The sequence below is a fragment of the Enterococcus sp. AZ104 genome, from assembly GCF_050546705.1.
Lineage (GTDB): Bacteria > Bacillota > Bacilli > Lactobacillales > Enterococcaceae > Enterococcus > Enterococcus faecalis.
In genome coordinates this window covers 602,012-623,953 of sequence record NZ_CP172952.1, presented here as the reverse complement: position 1 = coordinate 623,953, position 21,942 = coordinate 602,012, and the positions used below count along the sequence as shown (strand labels likewise).

The following is a 21,942-nucleotide window of genomic DNA, read 5'->3' as shown; positions in this document are numbered from 1 at the left end:
TAACGATGCTAAAACGAGATTTTTTAGAAAAGCCTTATGATTATATGAATGATATTTTATTGTTCCTATATAATAATAAAGGTCAAGCGACACGAAATGAATTAGTAGATTTTTTCAATATTAGTTTACCAACATTGAATGAGTATCTTTCTTTTTTAGAGCAATTTTTGAAAGAAGAGCAACTTCAAGAAAACCTCACCTTAACAGTATTAGGTGACACTCTATATCTAAATAAAGCGCCTACCTTTTCCATGAAAGCAATGATCATGTTGTTCTTAGATAAATCTATTAAGTTTCACATGGTCCAGCAACTCTTCCATAAAAATGAAATAAATGGCGGGTATTTCCAACAGAATTATGCCATTAGCTCTGCTACCTATTATCGAAAAATTGTTGAATTAAATGACTTACTCAATGAGTTTAATTTACGTATCAAACGAGGAAAACTTGTCGGCGAAGAAAAACAAATTCGCTTTTTCTTTTTTAATTTTTTCTGGTTTATCTTTGAAGAAAAAACAGATTTAGAAAAAGAACTGGCCAATCAATACCTAGGATTAATCGAGATACTACAAGAAATCCCCAGAATTACCTTTGACCATACAGAAATTCTCCAAATTAAACTTTGGATGAAAATTTCTTTTCGTCGCATGGTTTTAGAACCCCTGCCAACGATTAGTCCACATGATGTCCAACTCGATCGACCTTTATTTGAAGAAATTAATTTATCTATACATACATATATGAAAAGAATCGACCGTCCATATACAATCAACGAAGCCTATATGTTTTATGACTTTTTTTGTTCCATGCATAATTATTCTGCGAATGCTGCTTTCGCCTTTCGTTTAGCAAAACAACAACGAATTGAAAAAACGTATCTTAACGAAATGAACCGGGTCATTTTAACGTACCTTAAAGCACGTGGTTATTTATCCCATTATGTGCTGCCTATTCGGCTACTTTATATTGAAAATTTACTTTTCCAATTACATGCGCAACTCTATTATTTTTCAGGATTTATTTTACCCTTTGATTATTGGACAATTCAGTCACTTTTGAAAGTCGTACGTCATCCTTTTAGCGAAAGTGAAGTTTACGAATTAGTGGAGATCGCTACAACGAACTTTGCCACAAAAGCCACTGCTTCTAAGTACCAAAATCAATTTACTGAAATTAATTATACACTTATTTTGAATCACATTGCTGAATTAAATGAAAAAAAAATAACGATTGGTGTTTATCACTCACTGAGCAGTTCCTATAGCGAGTTGGTAGCACAAAAAATACAACAGAGTATCGCTGGAAAATATCCGCTGAAAATTGAGCCTTACAACGTAGAAAACCATTATGATTTGCTTTTAATGAATACCAATAATGAACAGCTCGTTGCCCAGTATGACCATTACTATATTTTTTCGGATATTAGTAATCGTTACGACCTACAATCAATTGAAAAAATCATTCAATTGTTATTGGGCAAATAATCTCTAAAAAGAAAAGCTTAAGTGCCCTACTCTTAGATGGCAGACTTAAGCTTTTTATTTTACTTTCCCTATTTCCTTAAACGGCGCCATTTTAAACACCACGATTCCTTCAATCGTTTGTATCTCGACAAAGCCGAACGTACGACTATCACTTGAATGCGTACGATTGTCCCCTAAGACAAAGTAATGACCAGCTGGAATCTTCTGAAACAGGCGAAGTTGGGCTGCCGCTTTTTCCGATAAGTCAAAACGACTGGCATTCTCAGGCAGTGCCTCATTATCGCTTGCTATAGGTTCTTCTGAAAGATAAAGTTTTCCCTCGTTTACCCAAATTCGATCACCAGGAACCCCGATAATTCGCTTGACGTACGTACCTGTGCTAGCCAACGGTGCTTTAAATGCAATCACATCGTACCTTGTTACTTGCTTCGTCCGTTGTACTAAGACTCGTTCCCCTGCGTTAAGTGTCGGCTTCATGGATTGCCCAGCAATTGGGTAGCTAGATGTCTTTAACACAAAAAAGAACACAAAAATGGCGAAAAGAATAGCTGGCATAAAAAATTTAACGACTTGGATGCGTTGTTTCTTTTGGTAGGCTTGCCGCTTTTTTTTAATCTCTTCAGCGGTCATTTTTCTTTTCGGTCCTCTTATTGATTGATGGTTATCTGTTTGCTCAAGCAAATATTCCGTTGCTTTGTTAGTCTTTTGCTTTTTTAGCTGATATGTCGCAGGCAACTTTTGCTTCAAGAAGGCGCGCTTAATGTGGCGAATTGTTCGCATAACTGGCTTTATCCATTCTTCCATCGTTTTCTTAAAAAGAAAAGCTCCTTAAATAAACTTTTCCTTTCTTGCTCCTTTTTTCTATTTAACTAATTGCGTTCCTTTTTTAATATAGCTACTACGTAACTGGTTTTCCTTCATAAACTGATTCAATGGTTTCTGCGCATCTTGTGCCAGCTCCCAAATACTTTGATTTGCTTCTACAAGATATTCGCTCTTCTCTGTTACTATGTTTTTCCTGATAAGCGGTTGCCTTAGCGACTGCTCTTCCTTTGAGACAGCAGCAGCCTGTAATCTTTCTGCGGAGCTACTTAATGTAACAGCTAAAAAAAGGACCCCAAGACAATGTAGTTTCCTTGCTCCCATTAACTTTTTACTGACCATTTTATTAATAGTTATCTTGTTCAAGACGTGTCAGTTTAGTTAAACGTTCCTCTAATTCGCGATAAATCTCAAGTACTTCTACTTTTGATGCTTCGACTTCATTCGAAATACTTTTCGCTCGGTTACCAATATTTAACATTTCTAATTCTGCGGAATTGATTAGGTGTTTTGCTTCTACTTTCGCTTCATTAACAATCCGATTGGCTTCTTTTTTGGCAGAAACCATCACTTCGCCAATTTCTTGTTGCGATTTTAAAGCCTCTTCTTGTAATTGCTGATTTTTCATTAATAAATCGTTAATTTGCTGTTTTGCGCGTAGCAGTTCTGTTAACTGCTCACTACTCGGTTCAATATTTTTTGAAACGGCTTGTAGTGTCTTCAATTCTTTTTGAACTTGTTCTAAACTGTCTTCTTTGGCCTCTACTTCTTTTCTTAGAGCAGCTAATTCCCCTTCGTAAACTTGCTTTTCAGCAAGATGTTTGTCATTGACACCTTGCAGTCGCCCTAATTTTACTTCCGCTTCATTTTTTTGCTGTAAACTATTTTGAAGCTCATTCTTTAACTCCTCCATGCGTTGTTTCACAATCACTTCTTGTTGGGCAGCCTCTTGTAAGGTTTGTTTTTCGGCTTCTACTTTTTGTAATTGTACAGTTAGTTTTTCAATTTGTTCCTGCAATGCTTGTTGAGTCATTGTGCTTTCTTCTAATTCTGTCGTTAACGTTTCTACTTGCTTTTCCATTCCTGTAATATCCCCTTTTTTCTCCAACTTTCCTTTTTCTTCTGCTAACTGGTTGTGTAATGTCTGGATATGTTGTTGCTGTTCAGCCGATTCTTTTTCTAATTCTGCCACTTGCTGCGTTAATTCACTTTCTAAACGTTCCATTTGATTATGTACAGTGGTTAATTGTTTTTCTGCATTTTGCAGATTTGTTTGAAGAGTGGTAGTCTCTGTCGTGGTTTCACTGTTCGTTTCCAGTTGCTCTTCCAATTCAAAAATTTCATGTTCTTTTTGATTTAGTGTTTCAAGTAATGCCTGATTTTTTTCTTCTAATGCTTGTTTTTCCGTTTCTTGTTGGTTCTTTAATTGCTCATTTTCTTCTTGAAGTTTTTTAAAGGCTGTTTCTTTTTTCTGATAGTAGGTGAGCCTTTCTCTTAACGTCGCCATTTCTTTTTCCTGTTGTTCTGGTTTGATTCCGCTAATTATTTTTTCTGGTTCGAATCCTGGCTGAAAAAAGACTTCTTTTTCAAGCGTATCATCCGAAATATCTTTAATTTTTTTGATTAAACGTCTTTTTGTCATCTATATGTCCTTTCTCTCGTCCTTTTAACTAATCACGACAGGCTCCAAATTTGTTTCCAACGTCTCACGAGCATACGTATCAATGGATTTGACAAGGGTTTGCTCTTGATCTCGATAAGTAAAATTAAAATCAATCATGGTAATTTCTTTAACTGAATTCAACGCTGCAATAAGTGCTACAATATTGTCTTGGCCTGTTTGAAATTCATGGTAACTTAAGCCAACTGAAAAAACAGACAGTGTCAAGGTTTGTGTTTTTTCACTTCTAATCATTGTGATACTCGTCTCTCCGAGGTAAGGACGCCATTCACGCGCTAATTGTAATTCATAATTAGTCAAGACAGCGGCCGATTCTGTCGAAATAGCTTGCTTCCAGGGAAACTGGTTTAAGGCTGTTTTTTTTATCGCTTGTTTTTTTATTTTGTCACCTTGAGTAGCTTGGCCTTGTGCCAAACGCTCGATCCGTTGTTCCATGCGGATATTTCGTTGATTTAATTGATAATATGTATAAACAATTCCTAACAATAATACGCTAAGTAGACAAACACTAAACAATAAATAAATCATTATACGACTGTTTTTCTGATACTTATAGAAATTTATTTTCCTCTTTAATGTCCGGTCCTCTGAATCCAGTTTTTCGACAAGTAATCGCAAATACAATTGATAACTTACAAATAAAAATAAGCAACTACTCATTAAAAGTACAACAATCATCATACAAATATAATCTCCTTTATGTCATCGCTCGACAATCAAAACTTGTAAAAATCACCTGTTACGCTCTTTAAAAACTCTATATAGTATTGATTGTAACATTCCGTTTGAGCCTTGCCAACAACTTTATTTAAAATAAAATGATAAAATTTTATATTTTATATTTATATTTTAATTTTTAAAATATAAAACAAAAAAAGAGAGATGCCACTTGGCCATCTCTCTCGCTTTTACTCAAACTATGTTTAGCGAACCGAACTAGATCAGTCGCTTTTTAAAAAATCCAATTAGTCTTTGTTGATTTCATAGTAGCTATCGTTCTTTATGTAGCTGAATTTGCTTTTGCTGGGGCTGAATCGCTACTAAGTCCAACACTGATGCCTAAGGCACGATCAACTTCTTCCATAATATCAAGTCTCAAATGACAAACTTTTTCTTTCAAGCGGCCCTTATCGATTGTTCGAATCTGCTCTAAAAGAATCACTGAATCTTTTTCAATACCTGTTTCATCAGAATTAATCCCGATATGTGTTGGCAATTTTGGCTTTGCCATTTTGGCTGTGATCGCCGCAACGATAATCGTTGGGCTAAAATGATTACCTAAGTTATTTTGGACAACAAGGACAGGTCTGACGCCACCTTGTTCCGAGCCCACTACTGGGGAAAGGTCTGCAAAATAAATATCTCCGCGTTTGACCATAGTGGAACCTCCTATCTAGTTATATTCTCTGGGGATTCTTTGTGAGAAAGTACATGCAACTTCATAATGAATGGTTTCTAATTTTTCGGCTACCATTTGTAACGTATTTTCTTCATTGCCATCTTTTCCAACTAATGTAACGACTGAGCCGACAGGAACTTCTTCTGCTAAACGAATCATACATTGATCCATACACACTCGTCCGACGATTTCGCAACGCTTACCATTCACGAGCACTGTAAATCCTTGGAGATGACGCAACCAGCCATCTGCATAGCCGATTGGCACTGTCCCAATCCATTCTTCAGCTTCAGTTACGTAGGTTTCGCCATAGCCAATCCCTTCACCAGCCGCTAAGCGTTTTACATGGATAAGTTCACTGGTCAAACGTAAGGCCGGCTTTAACCCATAGCTTGGGGCAAGCTTATTACCTGAAGGGTTCAATCCATACATGGCTACCCCATAGCGAATCATGTTTCCTGGCACATCAGGATGCCATAACGCTGTCGCACTATTGCTAACATGGACATACCGAGGTAACTCTTCTAAAACTGCTAGAACAGCCTTAAAACGCCCTGATTGTTTTTCAAAATAGCTTGTATCGATTTCATCAGCTGTTGAAAAATGAGTAAAAATCCCTTCCCATAAAAATTCTTTGTGGGATTGAACAAACCGCACTGCTTGCTTAGTCTCTTCCGGGGTTAAAAAGCCAATCCGTCCCATGCCAGTATCGACTTTTAAGTGAACACGTAATGGCGTGTTACTCTCAGGCGTTAGTTGTTGAAGAGCAGCTTCTAACCATTCTTGTGTAGCTACCGTTACAGACAAATCATATTGAATCAATAAAGGCACATAAGCTAAGTCTACCACACTCAAAATTAAAATGGGGTCCTGAACACCTGCTTCTCTCAATTCAATTGCTTCATCCAATAAGGCGACACAAAAACCTGTCGCGCCACCTTTTTTCGCCGCTTTGGCGGATTCTACGGCGCCATGCCCATAGCCGTTCGCTTTTACAACCGCAAATAAAGCGGTTCCTTCTGGCAAACGTTGACATTCCTTTTGGACATTTTCAGTAATTGCTTGCGTATCGATATGTAACCGTGTAGGACGATGCCATCCAACGACCATTGTACATCCTTCTTTCTTCGTTGCTTCTATTATTCGCTTTCTAAAACAATTTGTGCAATCGCCATAGTATCTGTGTGCGTAATCGAGACAAACACTTTACCATTATGGGGCGAGTTTGCTACGTATGGTGCACCTGTTTTTTCAGTCAGCACCTCAATATCTTGTAAACCAACTTTACCAATCCCTGTGCCCCATGCTTTAGAGAACGCTTCTTTACAAGCAAAACGACCAGCTAAAAATTCTATTTGACGTTTTGTAGATAACTTTTCAAAAAGGGTCAATTCGTTAGGTGTTAAAACCCGTTGAATAAATGATCCTTGTTTTTCAACAATCGGTTTTATCCGACTTAATTCTACTGCGTCAATACCAATTCCCTTTATCATTTTCCGCCTTACTTCCTATTTAATATAGTTACTCCGAATTACCTTTCATTTTAACAAAATTTCAAAATTTTTCCACTGATTCGCTAAAAAAATAAAGAATGTTTTACAAGATCCTCACACAAATTGAAGTACCATACGTTTTCTTCCTATTTACATTTTTATAAAATTTTTCTGAATTTTTATAAAAGTAAGAAAACAACTAAGAAGTATCGGAAAAAAAGCAGGAAACTAAGTGGATGTTCTGATATTTTATAGAAAATTTTGGCTACTTATGGGAGAATAAAAAGAAAAAGGAGAAAAACGTATGACTTTAACTTCTCGGCAAAAAAAGTTACTTCGTTGCGCCCTGTTTATTTTTACTTTGTTGCTCTACATATTTCCAATCTTCTTTAAAAATCCCAGCCTATTTTTTCTCTTGCAACTGGTTTGGATCGTAACCATTCATTTGCTACAACAAAAAATGAAACTCTTCAATCTAACTTCCCCGTTGAAAACTTGGATAATTTTGGCGTTTTTCTTTTTTTATATCATTTTGATGCCTTTTTTACTTTTTTTGAGTTTTTCTATTTAACGATTATCTACCAAAAAAGAGCGAGTGTTCCGTTCATAGACGGAACACTCGCTCTTTTGATTATTTGGCGTTTTCGCGAATGACGAAACCACGTTTTTTATCGTTATGACGTTTGCCGCCACGTTGATCTTTATTTTTGCGGTCGCTATTTTTGTAATTACGGTCGCCATCTTTATGGTTTTTGTTGCCACGATAGCTGCCACCTTTACCATTGCCACCACGGTTGCGATTACGGTTGTTCCCACCGCCACCACCACGGCCATTTTTGTTAAAGCCTTTTTTATTTGAAGGCAATGGTCGTTCTGGGGTAATTTTTACAGGAACCGCATCTGCTGGATCTTTCGCTACTGTTTTTAATAATAACGCAGCTAAGTCTGTCGCTGAATATTTTTCTAATAACGCTTCAGCAGATTCTAGATATTTGTCTAAACCATTTTCTTCTAGATCACTTTCGATGGTTTCAACAGCTGCACTTAATTGTCCTTTAAATGCTTCCTTTTCGGTTGGTGGACGTAATGGTGTCATCCGTTTTTTCGTTAGGTTTTCGATGACATGTAAGTAACCCATTTCGTTTGGTGTTACAAACGTCACAGACATACCACCTTTACCAGCACGACCTGTCCGACCAATACGGTGAACATAACTTTCTGGATCTTGTGGAATATCGTAGTTATAGACATGGGTGACACCTGAAATATCTAACCCACGTGCTGCTACATCTGTTGCCACTAAGATATCTAAGTTACCATTTTTGAATGAACGTAAAACGCTCATCCGTTTTTGTTGTGATAGGTCGCCATGGATGCCTTCTGCTTTGTAACCACGCGCTTCTAACCCGCGGGCAAGTTCATCAACACGGCGTTTTGTCCGACCAAAGACAATGGTCAATTCTGGGGTTTGCACGTCTAGTAAACGTGTCATAATGTCAAATTTTTCAAAGTCTTTTGAACGTACATAATATTGATCAATTAAATCAGCCGTCATTTCTTTGGCTTTAATCTTCACATGTTCTGGTTGTTTCATGAATTTCACGCCAATATTCTTGATTGCTGGCGGCATAGTTGCTGAAAATAGAAGTGTTTGACGTTGTTCTGGCACTTGTGAGATGATTTTTTCAATGTCTTCCAAGAAGCCCATGTTTAACATTTCATCTGCTTCGTCTAAAACTAATGTTTCAACAGTTTCTAATTTCAAGGTACGACGGTTAATATGGTCTAGTAAGCGTCCTGGTGTACCTACAACGATATGTGGACGATCTTTTAGTCCACGGATTTGGCGACCGATATCAGCCCCACCGTAAACGGCTTGGACGCGAATCTTTTTATCGCGGCCTAAACGGAATAACTCTTCTTGTGTTTGGATAGCCAACTCACGGGTTGGTGCAATGACTAATCCTTGAATAACGCGGTTGTCTGCGTCAATTTTGTTAAGCATTGGTAAGCCAAAAGCAGCGGTTTTCCCTGTTCCTGTTTGTGCTTGTCCGATTACGTCTTTTCCTGCTAACGCTAACGGAATTGTTTCTGATTGAATAGGGGTTGCTTCCTCGAAGCCTGCGCGTTCTACCGCTGATAATAATTCTGGCGCTAAACCAAGTTCTTTAAATTTCAAATGATATCCTCCTAGATTTTGTTTCGGAAAGAACGATTTCTTCCTAGTTTCAGGTGTCTTCACTTTCAGTTGTTAAAAAGAAATCCATTATAGTGTGCCAACTATTTCTTCTTTCCTGATTTCACCGAAAAATTCACCTTATGGCATTAGAAAAGCCAAACGTGGTCGTTCAGCTTCACATTTATTATTAAACATAGAAATAGATCTATTTTATTTACTACGATTCAATTTTTCTCGTCATCTTCCGGCAATAGGTCATTCTATCATAGAATCCCATTTTCAGCAAGTTTTATGAAACTTATTTACTTTTCCAAAAGTGCATCGATGACTTCACGAAGTCCCATCCCGTTACTTCCCTTTAAAACCACCATATCTTCTGGCTGTAAGACTTTTTTGACAGCTTCAATCAACTCATTTTTTTCTTCTTTTTTAAAAGAATGAATGTTAGCTGGTGCATAGGTTTCTTGCAATTTATCAGCTAAATAAGCCATTTCAGAACCATATAAAAAGACTTCTTCAATCGCATCTGGGGCTAAATGCTGCGCCATTGCTTGATGCATGCTAGCAGAATCAGGACCTAATTCTAGCATGTCTCCTAAAACAGCAATTCGTTTTCCTACTTTGGACATTTTGCTAAAACTGTCCAGAACAAGACCCATAGCTGTCGGATTGGCATTGTACACATCACTTAAAATTTCGGCACCATTCGCTGCTTTCAGCCATTCTGTCCGATTCTTTGTTAGTTCCGCTGTAGCCAACCCTTTTTGAATCTCACTATCCGTTAATTGGAAATACCGACCAATGCCAATTGCGATTAATGCATTGGTGACATTATAGGTTCCTGGCACTGGAATCGTAAACGTCATTTGTGTATCACTGATTTTGAATGAGGTTTGCTCTTTGGCTTCATTTGTGACGATTCCTTGAAGTTGACTTTCCTGGCTAAAACCAAAAGTAATCACTTGTTGCGTGACTTTTTCCACCAATGGTTCTAGCAAAGGTTCATCGCTTGGCACAAATAAACTACCGTCTTTGGCTAAACCATCTACGATTTCCATTTTTGCTTGTGCAATGCCTGCTCGTGAGCCTAAATTTTCCACATGGGCTTCGCCAATCATTGTGATGGCAGCAACTTCTGGCTGAGCCAGATTGGAAAGGAAAGAAATTTCCTGAGCATGATCCATGCCCATTTCTAAAATCAGTTTTTCTGTTTCATCAGTCATGTGTAAAATAGTATAGGGTAAGCCAATTTGATTATTGTAATTGCCTTGCGTTTTGTAAGTCACAAACTTTTCAGATAACACAGCAGCAATTAAATCTTTAGTGGTGGTTTTTCCATTACTGCCAGTCACAGCGATGACATTCGGTTGCATTTTATTTAAATAATAGGTAGCTAATTTTTGCATAGCAACCAGTGGATCAGTAACATGCAAAACAGGCAATTGTTGCGGCGCATCGACTAAATCCTGTCCCCAAAAAGCGGCCTGACAGCCATTAGCCATGGCACTCTCAATAAAACGATGACCATCATTTTCACCTTGTAAAGGAACAAAGAGATTTCCTTTCACAATTTTACGACTATCAAATTCAATGCCTGTTAAAGGAAAATCAGACCATTGTTGCCAATCATTACTGGCTTCAACCGCTTGCGCTACTTCCCAGAAGGTTAATTTCATTATGTTTTGCTCCTCTGACACAGGGACTGGGACATGCCAAAGTCTTGTCATGTCCCAGTCTTGTGTGATTTTTTCTTCTTAGTTATTATAAAATTCTTGGCGTTGTTTAAAACGATTCAAAGCTAACTGAATCAGTTCCTCAATTAAATCACTGTATTTCAAGCCCATATTTTCCCACAGTAAAGGATACATACTAAAGTCAGTAAAACCAGGCATGGTGTTCAATTCATTCAGGAATAATTCGTTTTTGCTTGTTAAGAAGAAATCACAGCGACTTAAGCCACTTCCATCTAACATAATATACGCTTTTTTAGCGTATTCTTGCGCTTGATGAGCTACTTCTTCTGGAACATGCGCTGGGATTTGCATTTCAATCGTGTTATTGATGTATTTTGCATCATAATCATAGAAAGCGACATCTTTCACCACTTCACCAGGTAAAGTCGTACGGACATCTTCATTTCCTAAAATGGCTACTTCAATTTCACGTGCTTCAATCCCTTGTTCAACAATTGCTCGGGCATCATAACGGAAAGCTTCTTCCAATGCTTCTTGCAATTCTTCACGATTTTCCGCTTTGCTAATTCCGACACTAGAACCCATATTGGCAGGTTTAACAAAGACCGGATAAATTAAAGAACCTTCACATTTCTCAAAGACTTCTTTTGGATTTCCTTTCCAATCACTTCTTAAAACTGGCACGAATGGTACTTGTGGAATGCCAACAGTTTGTAAAAGATATTTCGTCATGATTTTGTCCATTGCGTTAGCACTAGCTAAGACACCTGCGCCTACATAAGGCATATTAATGGTTTCCATGAATCCTTGAATTGTTCCATCTTCACCATTTGGCCCATGTAAAACAGGGAAAACAATCGCTTCTTCTTCATAAATTTCCGAAGGACTGATTCGTTTTCCTGAAAATTCGCCTGTTTCTTCAGGTGTTTGTGCCCAAGTTAAATGTAAAACTTCTTTATTTTGTGGTCGTTCAGATAAAAGAGGGCCTTTTACCCATTGACCGTCTTTACTAATAAAGACTAACTGTACTTGATAATATTTATAATAGATTGCATTTAAAACGGAATATGCAGACAAAACAGACACATCGTGCTCTTCACTTCTGCCGCCATACAACAAAATAATCTTCAAATGCTTGTCCTCCTAGTTTCTTTCCTGTCTTTTAGAAAAAATTATTTTTCAAATTATCCTTACTTATTTTAGCATAAAACCCAGTTTCATAATAGAAGCAAATTTAGTGAAGGAAAAATTCTTTGCTTGCCTTTTCCTTACTAAAGACTCCGTTCCACCAGCTCAATAAGGGCTTGTTTAAACGTTGTTCTATCTTTGTCTGTAAAAGGTTTAGGTCCTTTCGTTCGGCCACCTTTTCGCCGAATTTGGCCACTAAAATAGCGTTGTTCTAACAAGCCATCAATATTTTCTTTCGTATATTGATAACCCAGTTGATGTAAAACCGACACTCCTTTTGGCAAAACCAAGGAAGCTAAGCCATAATCTTGTGTAATTAAAAGATCCCCTTTTTTTATTAACTGCACAATTTTAAAATCAGCAGCATCCGCTCCTTTATCAACATACACAAAAGAGACATTTTCTGGATAATCTTTTAAGGAATAATGATCTACACTAGTAACAATCACCACATCCAAAGCTTTCTCTACAGCGACTTCAATAACCGTCTCTTTCACAGGTGAACCATCGCCATCGACAAAAATTTTCATTCATTTCCCTCGCTTCTTCCTTGCTCTAACCATTTGGGATGACGTTGAAAATAGTGTTGTAATTCGTCAAAAACGACTTCTTTAACCACTTCATATAACTCTGTATTTCTTAAAATGGTTTTCGTTGCATCCGTGTAGCGGGGCTTTGGTATCGTAATGGCTAAAACAAAATCAAATTCTGCTAAAAAACTATCTGCTGTCACAGATAATGAGTAATGTTGCTCCTCTAAAAATTGATTGAAGGCGGCCACTACGCCATCAAGAAAGCCCTCATAGTGGGTTCCACCAAGACTGGGATAATGCCCATTAACAAATGTTTTTTGCACTTGCGGCGCATGATTTTTACTCAAAATAAATTGAACAAGGGCCAATTCTGTTTGCTTGGCTTGAATAATCGGTGCGGCTTTTCTAGTTAATGGGTTATCTTTTTCAAATAAATAATTACTTAAACCTTTAGGGTAATAACAAAGATTTTTTTGTTCCTCTTCTTGTGTTAAGAGAATCTTTAAGCCTGGATTCAACATGGCAATCTGTTGACATTGTTGTAAAACACGCATATAAGAAAGTGATTCTGTACCAAAAATTTGCGTATCTGGCCAAAATAAGACTTCAATTCGTTCCTGGGTTTCTTCAATAGGTAATAATAATCGTTTTTTCAATTGCCCTTGATGATAAATAAAAATAGTCCGCTGTTTTTCTTGATCGATACTGATTCCTACTTGTTTTGAGAAGGCTTGTAAAACAGATAAATACAGAAAAGGCGGTTCTAAATCGACTTGCTTTTGTTCAAAAACAAGCGGTCGTGTGGAAGATACCTGAAAAGAGATTTGTTGACGCGATAACTGTATAGCAATTTTCCCTTGATTCTTTTCAATGAAAAACTCTAATAAACCGTTAATTGTCTGAACAAGTAAATTCTCTAAGCCGACTAAGCCAGTCGTTCCAATGAACGCTTCTGGTCGTTTTTGAATCCGTTCAATAAATTCATCATTTTCTAAAACTGTTAAAAGATGTGCAACACTCATCCTGCTGCCTCCTTTGCAATCTGTTTCTTTTAATTATAATGAAAAAAAGACCAGAAGAAAAGCCACACACGACTTTTCTTCTGGTTTTCTTCTTTAACGAATTAAATCAAGATTCGGATGCTCAAGAACGTGATTCACTTGTTTGACCGTTGTCAAAGGAATATCTCCTTGAATCGTATGTGCAAGGACCCCATTGACTGTGGCAAAGATAACTGCCTTTTCTAACGACCAATTTTGGCTATAGCCATATAAAATCCCCGCCGCATAAGCATCACCAGCACCAATTCGATCAAGATTAAGAAGCGGTCTTTTTTCACTCTGTTGGTACTCATTTTGGGTATATAAATACCCACTTAAGTAGTTTTGATTTTGGGAATGACTTCTCGTTGTCCCAGCAAACCATTCCAAATTGTATTGAGACATGAAACGCTGAATCAGTTCAGTTTCTTGTGCCTCACCTTCTAAATCTTCTCGCGGAATGAAACCTAATAGCTCGACCAAATCACGTCGACTGCCAAAAACAATATCACAATAAGGTAAAATGCGTTCGTACTGTTGACGCATAAAGAGTGCGCTATTTGCTGTATTCAAACTAGGTCGATAATTAAAGTCAAAACAAACTTTCTTTTGACAGGCATGCGCCTTTTGAGCAAGTATCAAAGCAGCATCACGAGTTTTTTCAGTTAAACTTAACGAAATACCACAAATATGCACCATATCTACTTCCGCTAAAAAGGCCTCAAAATCGTAGTCCTTCGCCTTGCTGATGCCAAAAGCACTCTGATGGCGATTTTGATAAGTTACTTGTGTGGGGCGGATTCCATAACCCATTTCTGCAAAAAAACTACCAATATGATCGCCCTTTTCTCCTACCCATTGATCTGAAATTCCTAACTTCCTTAACGCTGCTTTGCCAGCTTCACCAAGACGATTGGCAGGTAATTTCGTAATCAATGCTGTTTCTAGTTGAAAATGAGCCAAATTTGCTAAGAGATTTACGCCAGTCCCTACAAAGTTCATTCTTAACTGCTCTGTTTGTTCTAACATTAGATACTCTGGCGGAGTGAAACGAAGCATGACTTCACCAAACGCAGCAATTTTCATCTTTGCCACCTACTTATTCAATGTGTTTTTCATCATGGTTAGTAACGTTTTCACGTCTTCTGTTCTAGTGTCCCCTGTTTCTTGATCGATAATTGAGCTGTAGACATGAGGAATGATTTTTTTAACGCCGGCATCCACCGCAATTTGAACAATTTCTTCAAAATTTTCTAAATCAATGCCCCCTGTTGGCTCTAAATAAAAGTCATACTTGGCACAAGCTGCTGCTACTGCTTGGTATTCTTCTTTGTGAGCCAAGCCTTTCATCGGGAAATATTTAATGGAACTGCCTCCCATGTCTTTCAACAATTTGATGGCGGTTTCGATAGGTACTTCCGCCGCTGGCGCACCCGAGCTTAACGGACCTGTCGCAATGTTGACATAGCCAACTTTGCCTGTGGGTGAAACCAAGCCATTAATCACTGTTTCGTCTTGACGAAGTAAGGCCCGCGAAGCGCCAACACCTGTGAAGACTTGGTTCACGTGTTGCGGTTGTAGAACTTCTGATAAGCGAGCCACCATTTGACTTTGATTAGGATCGCCAGCTCCTAAGCCGACAGATAAAGCGTTGTTGGTTGCTGCTTGGTATTTTTTCATATCGTCAATGGCTGCTTCATCGGTTTCATAGTTTTTTGAAAGGACGCCTAACACAACATGCCCTTCTGCTGCTTCATAACAGGCTTGGGCATTTTCTACTGAATTGGCTAAAACATTTAAACAAATGCGTTCTTCTAAATAATTAGGTTTTAATGACATGGCTTATTTCTCCTTTGTGTCCATAATTTCTTGTAATCGTTGCACGATTTTGTTCATTTCTTCTTGATTGACAGAACGAATGTCAAATTCAATGATGCCATTGTTGGCTTGATATTCTCGCGTATAAATGGCTGGACTTTCTGCTTTTAACGCTTGGATGACTTCCTTAGCGGTTTTTCTGCCGTCCACTTTGACACTGGCGCGATAAATGTCTCGGCCAGCGCCATCCTGGACGATTTTAGCGGTTAAATCTGACAGGTTGTTGATGGCTTCAACAAACGGTTTTAAGCGCTCTTGCATCGAAGCCCCTGATTCACTGCCATGTGCCAAGTATTCTTCCACTGCTTGCGTAAAGCCCAAGATATTGTCTTTGCCAATTTTCATTGCTCGACCAATGCCTTTGCCTTGTAGGCGCACCCAGTCAATGTATTCTTTTTTCCCGACCACTAAACCAGCACTTGGCCCTTCAATGGCTTTGGCGCCGCTGTAAATCACCAAATCAGCACCTGCTTCGGTGTATTTGAAAAGATCTTCTTCTGCTGCCGCGTCAACAATTAGCGGCACCTTGTGGCGTTGCGCCACTTTGGCCGCTTCGGCCACCGTCAGCATACTTTTTTGCACGGTATGGTGGCTTTTGATGTATAGAATGGCCGCTGTTTTTTCAGAAATCATCATTTCCACGTGTTCTGGACTGCACATGTTGGCGTAGCCAGCTTCCACCACTTGGCCGCCGCCTTGCGCTACCATGACTTCTACAGGCGTGCCGTAGTCCACGTTGTGCCCTTTAGGTAAAATAATCTCTCGCTGTTCAATTTTTTCTGTATAGGGATGATACGCGTGGTACAAGCTGCCTTTTCCAATCAAGGCAGCCACCGATTGGGCAATCCCCGCCGAAGCCGAGGAAACGATTTGGGCATCTTCTACCTTCAACAAGTTGGCTAAAAAGGCCCCTGTTTGCACACTAAGTTCACTCATTTCAAAGAAATGTTCGCCGCCGAATCGTTGAGCTGCTAGGACTGCCTCCGAAACTTTGGAGACACCTAGAATGGTCATTTTGCCAGAAGCATTAATGACTTCTTTTAAGTGGAATTTTTCGTAACTAATTGTCATAGATTTGTCCTCCAATAATTGTTTTGATTGGGCGAATTTGCTCTTTGGCTACTCGTGTCAATCCATTAGAATCAGTCAATGTTTTTTCTTCTGCTTGAATCGTGAAAATCGTTAAATCAGCATCTTTACCTATTTCCAACGTGCCTTTTTGCGTTAAATGGAAATTCTCAGCAGGGGCCTTGGTTACCTTTTCAATAATTTCTGGCCAATCATAGCCGACCACACGGAGTTTTTCCATCGTTGTGGCTAAATCATAAACAGGACCATTTTCTCGGTTACGGATGTAGATATCTGTGCTAATTGATGCAGCTTTCATTCCCTCGCGCAACGCTGTTTCAGCTACGTGAAAATTGAAACTATCCGTACCATGCCCGATATCAAATACGACTCCTTTGTTGTACGCTTGCCAAGCGAAATCTTTTATTTTATCCGTTGCTTGGTCTAAGATGCCATTTTCTTTCCCATTAAAACAATGGGTTAGGACATCCCCTTTTTCCATCAAGGCTAAAATTTCATCTAAATGAGGCGGTGCTGATCCAATGTGAACCATTAAGGGAATTTCTTGGTTCTCTTGCTGAATCTGTTTGGCCAATTCTAAAGGCGTAATGCCGTTATCGCCAATAACGGTCCTACTCATACGGGCTTTAATCCCTACAACAAAATCTGGTAATTCTTGAATCGCTTTTTTGACTAAACTCGCTTGTACTTTACTTAAATCTGCGAGTTCGTCCTGAGCAACGATGCCCCATTTAGAAATATTGACTAATCCAAAAACATTTGTTTTTGCTTGTTGCGCTAAGTCATAAAATTCATGAATGTTTTCAGCACCTGTTGTCCCTGCATCAATCACTGTCGTAACACCCTTTTTGACCCCAATTTCATCTGGATAATCATAATAAAGAGCCATTTTTTCAAAACAATGAACGTGATCATCTATCCAGCCTGCGGATACATAAGTACCTGGTTCTAAGTGGATAGTTTCTTTTGCAGAACCTAAAATAGTTGCTGCAACAGCAGCTATTTTTTCCTCTTTAATTGCAATTTCAACAGGCATACCATCTACTGTCTGTCCATTTTTTATAAGTAAATCGTAGTCCATATTCTTCCCTACTTTTCTATAAATCTAAATTTTGTCCAAGGCTTAATGAATTCTAATAATACAAGTTCTTCTTCTATAATACGCCCTACTCGGTTTTTGCGTGAGTCTTGATGTGGTTCTAAAACGACTTGTAATTCATTTTTGTATTTTCCAAATGCATCATTTCCCACAACAACATCTCCAGGTTGTAGCATTGCTTGATTATCATGTGGGGGATTAACTTCATTTTTATATTTTTTACGCACTTCTGTGGAACGAATCATCTGCTGAGTGATATCTCCACGGCGAAAATGTTGATTTTTTGTTACGATTTCTTTTTCAATTTCAGAAGTCGCTTCTTCAAAAACAATGGTCAATTCTGTTTGATAACGATTCAACTGACCCAATGCTTCTAATTCTTCGTTGGAAGCATAAGCATTTCCAATAACAACATCATCAATTAAATTTGTTGCAAATAAATGTTTAGCTTGAACAGTGACTGGCAACTGTCTATGCATTTCTAAAGAAGGTAGCCCATCATTCACATCCCAAGGACCAATTTCACCTACCTGTGATGAAATAAAAGCAGCTGTCCGAATACCTTCCTTTTTAAAACGGATGCTACATTTTTCAAAGAAATCATACGGCAATGCAGTTCCCGCTTGTGGATAAAAGTTATGACAACCATATAAGAAAGGTCGATTCGCTTCATACGTCAAAATGTTATCAAGATAAGCGACATCATTACTCATATTCAACTCAATAGCCACGCCGAATGGATTAAACGTCAACATGGCTTCTTTATTTCCATCAAACCCTGTATCCAACCGAATCCCATCAGCTCCTAATTCGCTGAAAAAAGTCAAATCATCATATGAAATTTCCAATTCATCAAAGATACTTGGAACGACATCTAAAATTGTTTCAAATCCTAAATTTTTCGCATAACTAATTAATTCTTTAAATTTTTTCTGAACCGCTTCTTTGCCATCGGTCACTTCTAACATACTCATAAAAATTCGAGTAAACCCACATTCGCTGGCTTTTTTTAAATACGCTTTATCTTGATTGATATCACTATGATCTGGATAAACTGATACACCTAATGCTCTTTTCATCTTCGTTCTCACACTCCGCTATTTTCAAATTTATTTCGAAATTTCCAAGCAATCACCGAGCTACACAAGATTGTTGTAGAGCCAACGAGCAATACTGGTTGATTTAGAAATCCGCCAATTATCATGGAAAGAGTAATACAAACTGCCGTAAAAACCAACGTCTTTACCAAACCAAATTGATAAACAACAGTAGGCAACTGCCCTTTTTCTATAATAATTTGACTAACGATAAAAAAGAAAATGAACCAAATAATCATCTTATACGCTCCTGACTTTCTTCTCTGACTTAGAAGGGGCAGGATATTCATATCAGAACACCCGCCCTAACATTTTTTAATTTTTTGCTGCTTGTTCAGCTGCTAATTCTTCTGCTTCTTTATCCAATTGTTGTTTTTCATAAACTTTGAAAAATGGATAGTAGATAGCCATTGTAATTAAGAAGTTAACAATCACTAATACTGCGGCCGAAAAACTCCAATTGGTACTCATCCAAGCAGCAATTGGTGCTGGAATTGCAAACGCTAAACGTGCAGCCATCATCGGAATTATATTAGCGACTGTTAAGAAATAAGATAACGTTGTGGTAATTAACGGTGCCACGATAAACGGAATACCTAAAATAGGATTCATTACGATCGGCGTTCCGAAAATAACTGGTTCATTAATATTAAACAAGCCTGGTAAGAACGATAAACGGCCAAGACTTTTCAGATACGTTGATTTAGAAAACATCATTAAAACAACTAAAGAAAGCGTAGTTCCAGCGCCACCAATCCAGATAAACCATTGTAAAAACTGTTCTGTAAAAATATTAGGTAACTGATGAACGTTTGCGCCATTGGTAAAAGCTTCAAGGTTTTCTGCAATCGACATATCCCAGAAAGGACGAATAACTGGGCCCATAATCGCTGGACCATGAATCCCTAAAACCCAGAAGAAACAGATTAAGAAGACTGTTAGTAAGCCGCCAAATAAACTGTTACCAGCAAGGATACCTTTAAGTGGCATTAATAACGTACTCAAGAAACCATTCAAATCAAAACCAATTACGTGGCGAATAACCCAGAATAATAAAAGAATAACTGCTCCTGGAATTAACGCAATAAATGAATTTGACACTTCAGGCGGTACGCCATCTGGCATCTTAATCATAATATCTTTTTCAATAAAGAAGCGATAAATTTCAACAGATAACAGCGCTGTTACAATCGCACCAAATAAAGAAGCTGAACCTAAATTTGCTAAATTAATATAGCGCCCTGCTGTAATGACGTTGTCAACATCTTCAAAGACACGTGTTGGTGGTGCCGCTGTTACTAAAAAGGCCATTAATGCTAAAATTCCGCACGTCAAAGAGTCAAGCTTATAACTTTTGGCCAATGATGAAGCAATCCCAAATGTTGCATAAAGTGCAAGTAACCCCATCGTATAGCGGGAAGGAATATCTAAAATTGCTTGATAAGGTTCAATCAATTTTGTGTATGCCTCAATTGGAATATTTTGAAAAATTGTAAAGAATGAGCCCACAATTGTTAAAGGCATCGTTGCAATTAATCCTTTTCTAATCGCTGTCATATGGCGTTGCGAACCAAATTTATTCGCAATCGGCATTAACTTAACTTCCATCCACTGTACAAAACCATTCATTTGTTAATTCCTCCGTTCAACTAATAAAAATAATAATTATTTCGCATTTATAATAACATAGTAACATTATAATGTAAACGCTTATTCTTATTCATGACAGAGAAAGTGCAAAGCAAAAGGCTTTTTCTGATTATAAAGAAACCGGGAATATTGCACCAAAAATCATTGCGCCTAAAATTGCGCCCCCAGCGATTGGTTTTTTCCAAATGTAAAAACCTAAAGCTCCTAATGTAGCACCAATCCCAATAGGAATCGAAGCACCCGCCGCACTCAAAATAATTAACGGGCCTAAGAAACGTCCTGAGGCATTACCAGCCCCCATCATCACATCCGCACCAAAAGTGGAATTTCCTTGATTGATAGTAAATTTCCGAATCAACACAATTACGCCACCAACTGCTAACCCTAGTAGCGCACCTGTTAAAAGTGCTAAGCCAAAGTTTTCTACAGGTGCTTTAATACCCATGCTGAGGAAAATTGCAGGTACGCCAATCCCGATCCCCGTTAAAATTGAGCCACCTAAATCTAAAATCCCGACTAAAGAACCTTCTAAAATTCGTGCAAACAGGAAACTTGCACCAAATGCTGCGGCAGCGCCATAAGAACCACCATCTAAACCAGCTTTTAGCATCGCAACAATTGAAACTTCATTAAAGGCGCCCACACCATAAACTACATACATATGTGTTCCTGCAAAAATTGCCGCTGACATAATCCCGACTAAAATCGGAAAGCCCCAATCAGCATACCAAAAACTTTTGCCTTTTAAACCTTCTTGAATTTCTTGTTCTTGTTGTGCCCATTCATTTTTTTCTTGCTGTTCCATCTATGAGACCTCCTTTTTTCTATTTAACGGTGAAGACATTGTGTAAATTATTTAACCATTGAGGAATAGACAAGCGGAAACTTTCGATCATTTCTAAGTCGAACCCTCGGAAGAAGCCACTTAAAATAAATAATAAGATAATGGCACCAAGCATGCCGCGTGTCATTCGGGTCCACCCTAAATCATCGACACCTTTACCGATTAAGATCCCTAATACAACTCCTGGGACAGCATTGCCCATGACTAATTGAGATAATCCGCCAAATAACGTTCCCCAGAAACCCGTCCGTTTTCCTGCATCTAAAGCCGCTAGCCAGAATAAAACGGGCATCACAGTATTGATTAAAATCGTTGCTGCAGGTACCAACACCGCAACTGCTGTTACTTGTAGCGATTCTGGAATTGCTGCAGCTGTACTATTTAAGAAAGCCACAGTCGCCATTCCTACAAAGGCCCCGACAATCCCCATTTTTTTGGGATTATGCATCGTTTTAGTGACATCTTTATCCTTTACCAATAAAATTGCTGCAGCCCAGTTAGGCACAATCCGGTGGGTCACATCTTGTGTAAAGGCCCCTGCTCCCACGGCCGAAGCCCAAGCATTAAAGAAAAAACCTAAACCAAAAGAAAAGTGTGATGCTGGATCTCCTTGTGCCGCGTTCATTTCTCCTAATGTTCTAAATGCCCCTAACCCTTGCGTTTGTGGTGCATGAAACATCCGAGCAGCGCCTGCGCCAGCTGCAAAACCTAGTAAACCACCAATAAGCAATGACTTCAGCAAAATGATTACAAATTCCATTCCTTCTTCCTC

23 protein-coding genes are annotated in these 21,942 nt (G+C 38.4%); 2 read left to right on the top strand and 21 right to left on the bottom strand.

The features are described from left to right. The first annotated feature begins 5 nt into the window (after positions 1-5). The gene (locus IGJ37_RS03060; RefSeq protein ID WP_325815009.1) at positions 6-1,484 is read left to right on the top strand and encodes a helix-turn-helix domain-containing protein; all 1,479 of its coding nucleotides are present in this window, start codon (positions 6-8) and stop codon (positions 1,482-1,484) included. Positions 1,485-1,538: 54 nt separating this feature from the next. Here the strand turns inward: IGJ37_RS03060 and lepB are convergent, their stop codons facing one another. The 7 genes from lepB to acpS all read right to left on the bottom strand — a co-directional run bounded on the left by lepB (position 1,539) and on the right by acpS (position 6,879). Further along, on the bottom strand, positions 1,539-2,288 hold the full coding sequence (gene lepB / locus IGJ37_RS03055) for a signal peptidase I (protein WP_325815008.1): 750 nt from the start codon (positions 2,286-2,288) through the stop codon (positions 1,539-1,541). A gap of 57 nt (positions 2,289-2,345) precedes the next feature. Then, positions 2,346-2,672: a hypothetical protein gene (locus tag IGJ37_RS03050; protein ID WP_002396532.1), complete on the bottom strand. Its 327-nt coding sequence runs from the start codon at positions 2,670-2,672 to the stop codon at positions 2,346-2,348. Continuing rightward, positions 2,653-3,948 carry a hypothetical protein gene (locus IGJ37_RS03045; protein WP_325815007.1) on the bottom strand — a complete coding sequence of 432 codons (1,296 nt, stop codon included), beginning with the start codon at positions 3,946-3,948 and terminating at the stop codon, positions 2,653-2,655. The genes IGJ37_RS03050 and IGJ37_RS03045 overlap by 20 nt, the downstream gene beginning before the upstream one ends. A gap of 24 nt (positions 3,949-3,972) precedes the next feature. After that, the gene (locus IGJ37_RS03040) at positions 3,973-4,668 is read right to left on the bottom strand and encodes a hypothetical protein (protein WP_325815006.1); all 696 of its coding nucleotides are present in this window, start codon (positions 4,666-4,668) and stop codon (positions 3,973-3,975) included. A gap of 319 nt (positions 4,669-4,987) precedes the next feature. Beyond that, positions 4,988-5,365, bottom strand: a complete 378-nt coding sequence (locus IGJ37_RS03035) for a type II toxin-antitoxin system PemK/MazF family toxin (protein ID WP_002355729.1) — start codon at positions 5,363-5,365, stop codon at positions 4,988-4,990. 15 nt (positions 5,366-5,380) lie between these two features. Then, positions 5,381-6,496, bottom strand: coding sequence for an alanine racemase (gene alr / locus IGJ37_RS03030; protein ID WP_002394309.1), 1,116 nt, complete (start codon positions 6,494-6,496; stop codon positions 5,381-5,383). A gap of 29 nt (positions 6,497-6,525) precedes the next feature. Next, entirely contained in the window at positions 6,526-6,879 is a 354-nt protein-coding gene (gene acpS, locus IGJ37_RS03025) for a holo-ACP synthase (RefSeq protein ID WP_002355727.1), read from the bottom strand. Between the two features lie 304 nt (positions 6,880-7,183). On the opposite strand from acpS, the gene IGJ37_RS03020 reads away from it, so the two are divergent. Beyond that, positions 7,184-7,450, top strand: a complete 267-nt coding sequence (locus IGJ37_RS03020; RefSeq protein ID WP_002358791.1) for a hypothetical protein — start codon at positions 7,184-7,186, stop codon at positions 7,448-7,450. Positions 7,451-7,510: 60 nt separating this feature from the next. Here IGJ37_RS03020 and cshA read toward each other — a convergent pair whose 3' ends face one another. The 14 genes from cshA to IGJ37_RS02950 form a co-directional block, all read right to left on the bottom strand. Then, on the bottom strand, positions 7,511-9,058 hold the full coding sequence (cshA, locus tag IGJ37_RS03015; protein ID WP_002355724.1) for a degradosome RNA helicase CshA: 1,548 nt from the start codon (positions 9,056-9,058) through the stop codon (positions 7,511-7,513). Between the two features lie 302 nt (positions 9,059-9,360). Beyond that, positions 9,361-10,734, bottom strand: coding sequence for a UDP-N-acetylmuramoyl-tripeptide--D-alanyl-D-alanine ligase (locus tag IGJ37_RS03010; protein ID WP_325815005.1), 1,374 nt, complete (start codon positions 10,732-10,734; stop codon positions 9,361-9,363). 78 nt (positions 10,735-10,812) lie between these two features. After that, entirely contained in the window at positions 10,813-11,883 is a 1,071-nt protein-coding gene (locus IGJ37_RS03005) for a D-alanine--D-alanine ligase (protein WP_002355721.1), read from the bottom strand. Positions 11,884-12,023: 140 nt separating this feature from the next. Continuing rightward, on the bottom strand, positions 12,024-12,470 hold the full coding sequence (locus IGJ37_RS03000) for a YaiI/YqxD family protein (RefSeq protein ID WP_010775653.1): 447 nt from the start codon (positions 12,468-12,470) through the stop codon (positions 12,024-12,026). Further along, positions 12,467-13,495 carry a hypothetical protein gene (locus IGJ37_RS02995; protein ID WP_002355719.1) on the bottom strand — a complete coding sequence of 343 codons (1,029 nt, stop codon included), beginning with the start codon at positions 13,493-13,495 and terminating at the stop codon, positions 12,467-12,469. Before IGJ37_RS02995 ends, IGJ37_RS03000 begins: the two co-directional genes overlap by 4 nt. Before the next feature lie 93 nt (positions 13,496-13,588). Next, on the bottom strand, positions 13,589-14,599 hold the full coding sequence (locus tag IGJ37_RS02990; RefSeq protein WP_325815003.1) for a sugar kinase: 1,011 nt from the start codon (positions 14,597-14,599) through the stop codon (positions 13,589-13,591). Positions 14,600-14,608: 9 nt separating this feature from the next. Continuing rightward, positions 14,609-15,352, bottom strand: a complete 744-nt coding sequence (gene dagF, locus IGJ37_RS02985; RefSeq protein WP_002361094.1) for a 2-dehydro-3-deoxy-phosphogluconate aldolase — start codon at positions 15,350-15,352, stop codon at positions 14,609-14,611. Between the two features lie 3 nt (positions 15,353-15,355). Then, a complete protein-coding gene (locus IGJ37_RS02980) occupies positions 15,356-16,462 on the bottom strand; it encodes a DgaE family pyridoxal phosphate-dependent ammonia lyase (RefSeq protein WP_104880581.1) in 1,107 nt (368 codons plus the stop codon). After that, on the bottom strand, positions 16,452-17,561 hold the full coding sequence (locus tag IGJ37_RS02975; protein WP_016616380.1) for an amidohydrolase/deacetylase family metallohydrolase: 1,110 nt from the start codon (positions 17,559-17,561) through the stop codon (positions 16,452-16,454). Before IGJ37_RS02975 ends, IGJ37_RS02980 begins: the two co-directional genes overlap by 11 nt. Positions 17,562-17,569: 8 nt before the next feature. Beyond that, positions 17,570-18,658: a DUF871 domain-containing protein gene (locus IGJ37_RS02970; RefSeq protein WP_325815000.1), complete on the bottom strand. Its 1,089-nt coding sequence runs from the start codon at positions 18,656-18,658 to the stop codon at positions 17,570-17,572. A gap of 8 nt (positions 18,659-18,666) precedes the next feature. After that, a complete protein-coding gene (locus IGJ37_RS02965; RefSeq protein ID WP_002363233.1) occupies positions 18,667-18,966 on the bottom strand; it encodes a hypothetical protein in 300 nt (99 codons plus the stop codon). A 25-nt stretch (positions 18,967-18,991) separates the two neighbouring features. Then, positions 18,992-20,305 (bottom strand): PTS sugar transporter subunit IIC, encoded by a 1,314-nt coding sequence (locus IGJ37_RS02960; protein WP_002358780.1) that lies wholly within the window; start codon positions 20,303-20,305, stop codon positions 18,992-18,994. Positions 20,306-20,435: 130 nt separating this feature from the next. Continuing rightward, the gene (locus IGJ37_RS02955; RefSeq protein ID WP_002361314.1) at positions 20,436-21,131 is read right to left on the bottom strand and encodes a DUF4310 family protein; all 696 of its coding nucleotides are present in this window, start codon (positions 21,129-21,131) and stop codon (positions 20,436-20,438) included. A 19-nt stretch (positions 21,132-21,150) separates the two neighbouring features. Further along, a complete protein-coding gene (locus IGJ37_RS02950) occupies positions 21,151-21,930 on the bottom strand; it encodes a DUF4311 domain-containing protein (RefSeq protein WP_002355709.1) in 780 nt (259 codons plus the stop codon). Positions 21,931-21,942 lie beyond the last annotated feature (12 nt).

Bases quoted from the DNA above. Each gene is read 5' to 3' on its own strand.
- IGJ37_RS03060 (WP_325815009.1), top strand. From the start codon at position 6: ATGCTAAAACGAGATTTTTTAGAAAAGCCTTATGATTATATGAATGAT.
- lepB (WP_325815008.1), bottom strand. From the start codon at position 2,288: ATGGAAGAATGGATAAAGCCAGTTATGCGAACAATTCGCCACATTAAG.
- IGJ37_RS03045 (WP_325815007.1), bottom strand. From the start codon at position 3,948: ATGACAAAAAGACGTTTAATCAAAAAAATTAAAGATATTTCGGATGAT.
- IGJ37_RS03040 (WP_325815006.1), bottom strand. From the start codon at position 4,668: ATGATGATTGTTGTACTTTTAATGAGTAGTTGCTTATTTTTATTTGTA.
- IGJ37_RS03035 (WP_002355729.1), bottom strand. From the start codon at position 5,365: ATGGTCAAACGCGGAGATATTTATTTTGCAGACCTTTCCCCAGTAGTG.
- alr (WP_002394309.1), bottom strand. From the start codon at position 6,496: ATGGTCGTTGGATGGCATCGTCCTACACGGTTACATATCGATACGCAA.
- acpS (WP_002355727.1), bottom strand. From the start codon at position 6,879: ATGATAAAGGGAATTGGTATTGACGCAGTAGAATTAAGTCGGATAAAA.
- IGJ37_RS03020 (WP_002358791.1), top strand. From the start codon at position 7,184: ATGACTTTAACTTCTCGGCAAAAAAAGTTACTTCGTTGCGCCCTGTTT.
- IGJ37_RS03010 (WP_325815005.1), bottom strand. From the start codon at position 10,734: ATGAAATTAACCTTCTGGGAAGTAGCGCAAGCGGTTGAAGCCAGTAAT.
- IGJ37_RS03000 (WP_010775653.1), bottom strand. From the start codon at position 12,470: ATGAAAATTTTTGTCGATGGCGATGGTTCACCTGTGAAAGAGACGGTT.
- IGJ37_RS02995 (WP_002355719.1), bottom strand. From the start codon at position 13,495: ATGAGTGTTGCACATCTTTTAACAGTTTTAGAAAATGATGAATTTATT.
- IGJ37_RS02990 (WP_325815003.1), bottom strand. From the start codon at position 14,599: ATGAAAATTGCTGCGTTTGGTGAAGTCATGCTTCGTTTCACTCCGCCA.
- dagF (WP_002361094.1), bottom strand. From the start codon at position 15,352: ATGTCATTAAAACCTAATTATTTAGAAGAACGCATTTGTTTAAATGTT.
- IGJ37_RS02980 (WP_104880581.1), bottom strand. From the start codon at position 16,462: ATGACAATTAGTTACGAAAAATTCCACTTAAAAGAAGTCATTAATGCT.
- IGJ37_RS02975 (WP_016616380.1), bottom strand. From the start codon at position 17,561: ATGGACTACGATTTACTTATAAAAAATGGACAGACAGTAGATGGTATG.
- IGJ37_RS02970 (WP_325815000.1), bottom strand. From the start codon at position 18,658: ATGAAAAGAGCATTAGGTGTATCAGTTTATCCAGATCATAGTGATATC.
- IGJ37_RS02965 (WP_002363233.1), bottom strand. From the start codon at position 18,966: ATGAATATCCTGCCCCTTCTAAGTCAGAGAAGAAAGTCAGGAGCGTAT.
- IGJ37_RS02960 (WP_002358780.1), bottom strand. From the start codon at position 20,305: ATGAATGGTTTTGTACAGTGGATGGAAGTTAAGTTAATGCCGATTGCG.
- IGJ37_RS02955 (WP_002361314.1), bottom strand. From the start codon at position 21,131: ATGGAACAGCAAGAAAAAAATGAATGGGCACAACAAGAACAAGAAATT.
- IGJ37_RS02950 (WP_002355709.1), bottom strand. From the start codon at position 21,930: ATGGAATTTGTAATCATTTTGCTGAAGTCATTGCTTATTGGTGGTTTA.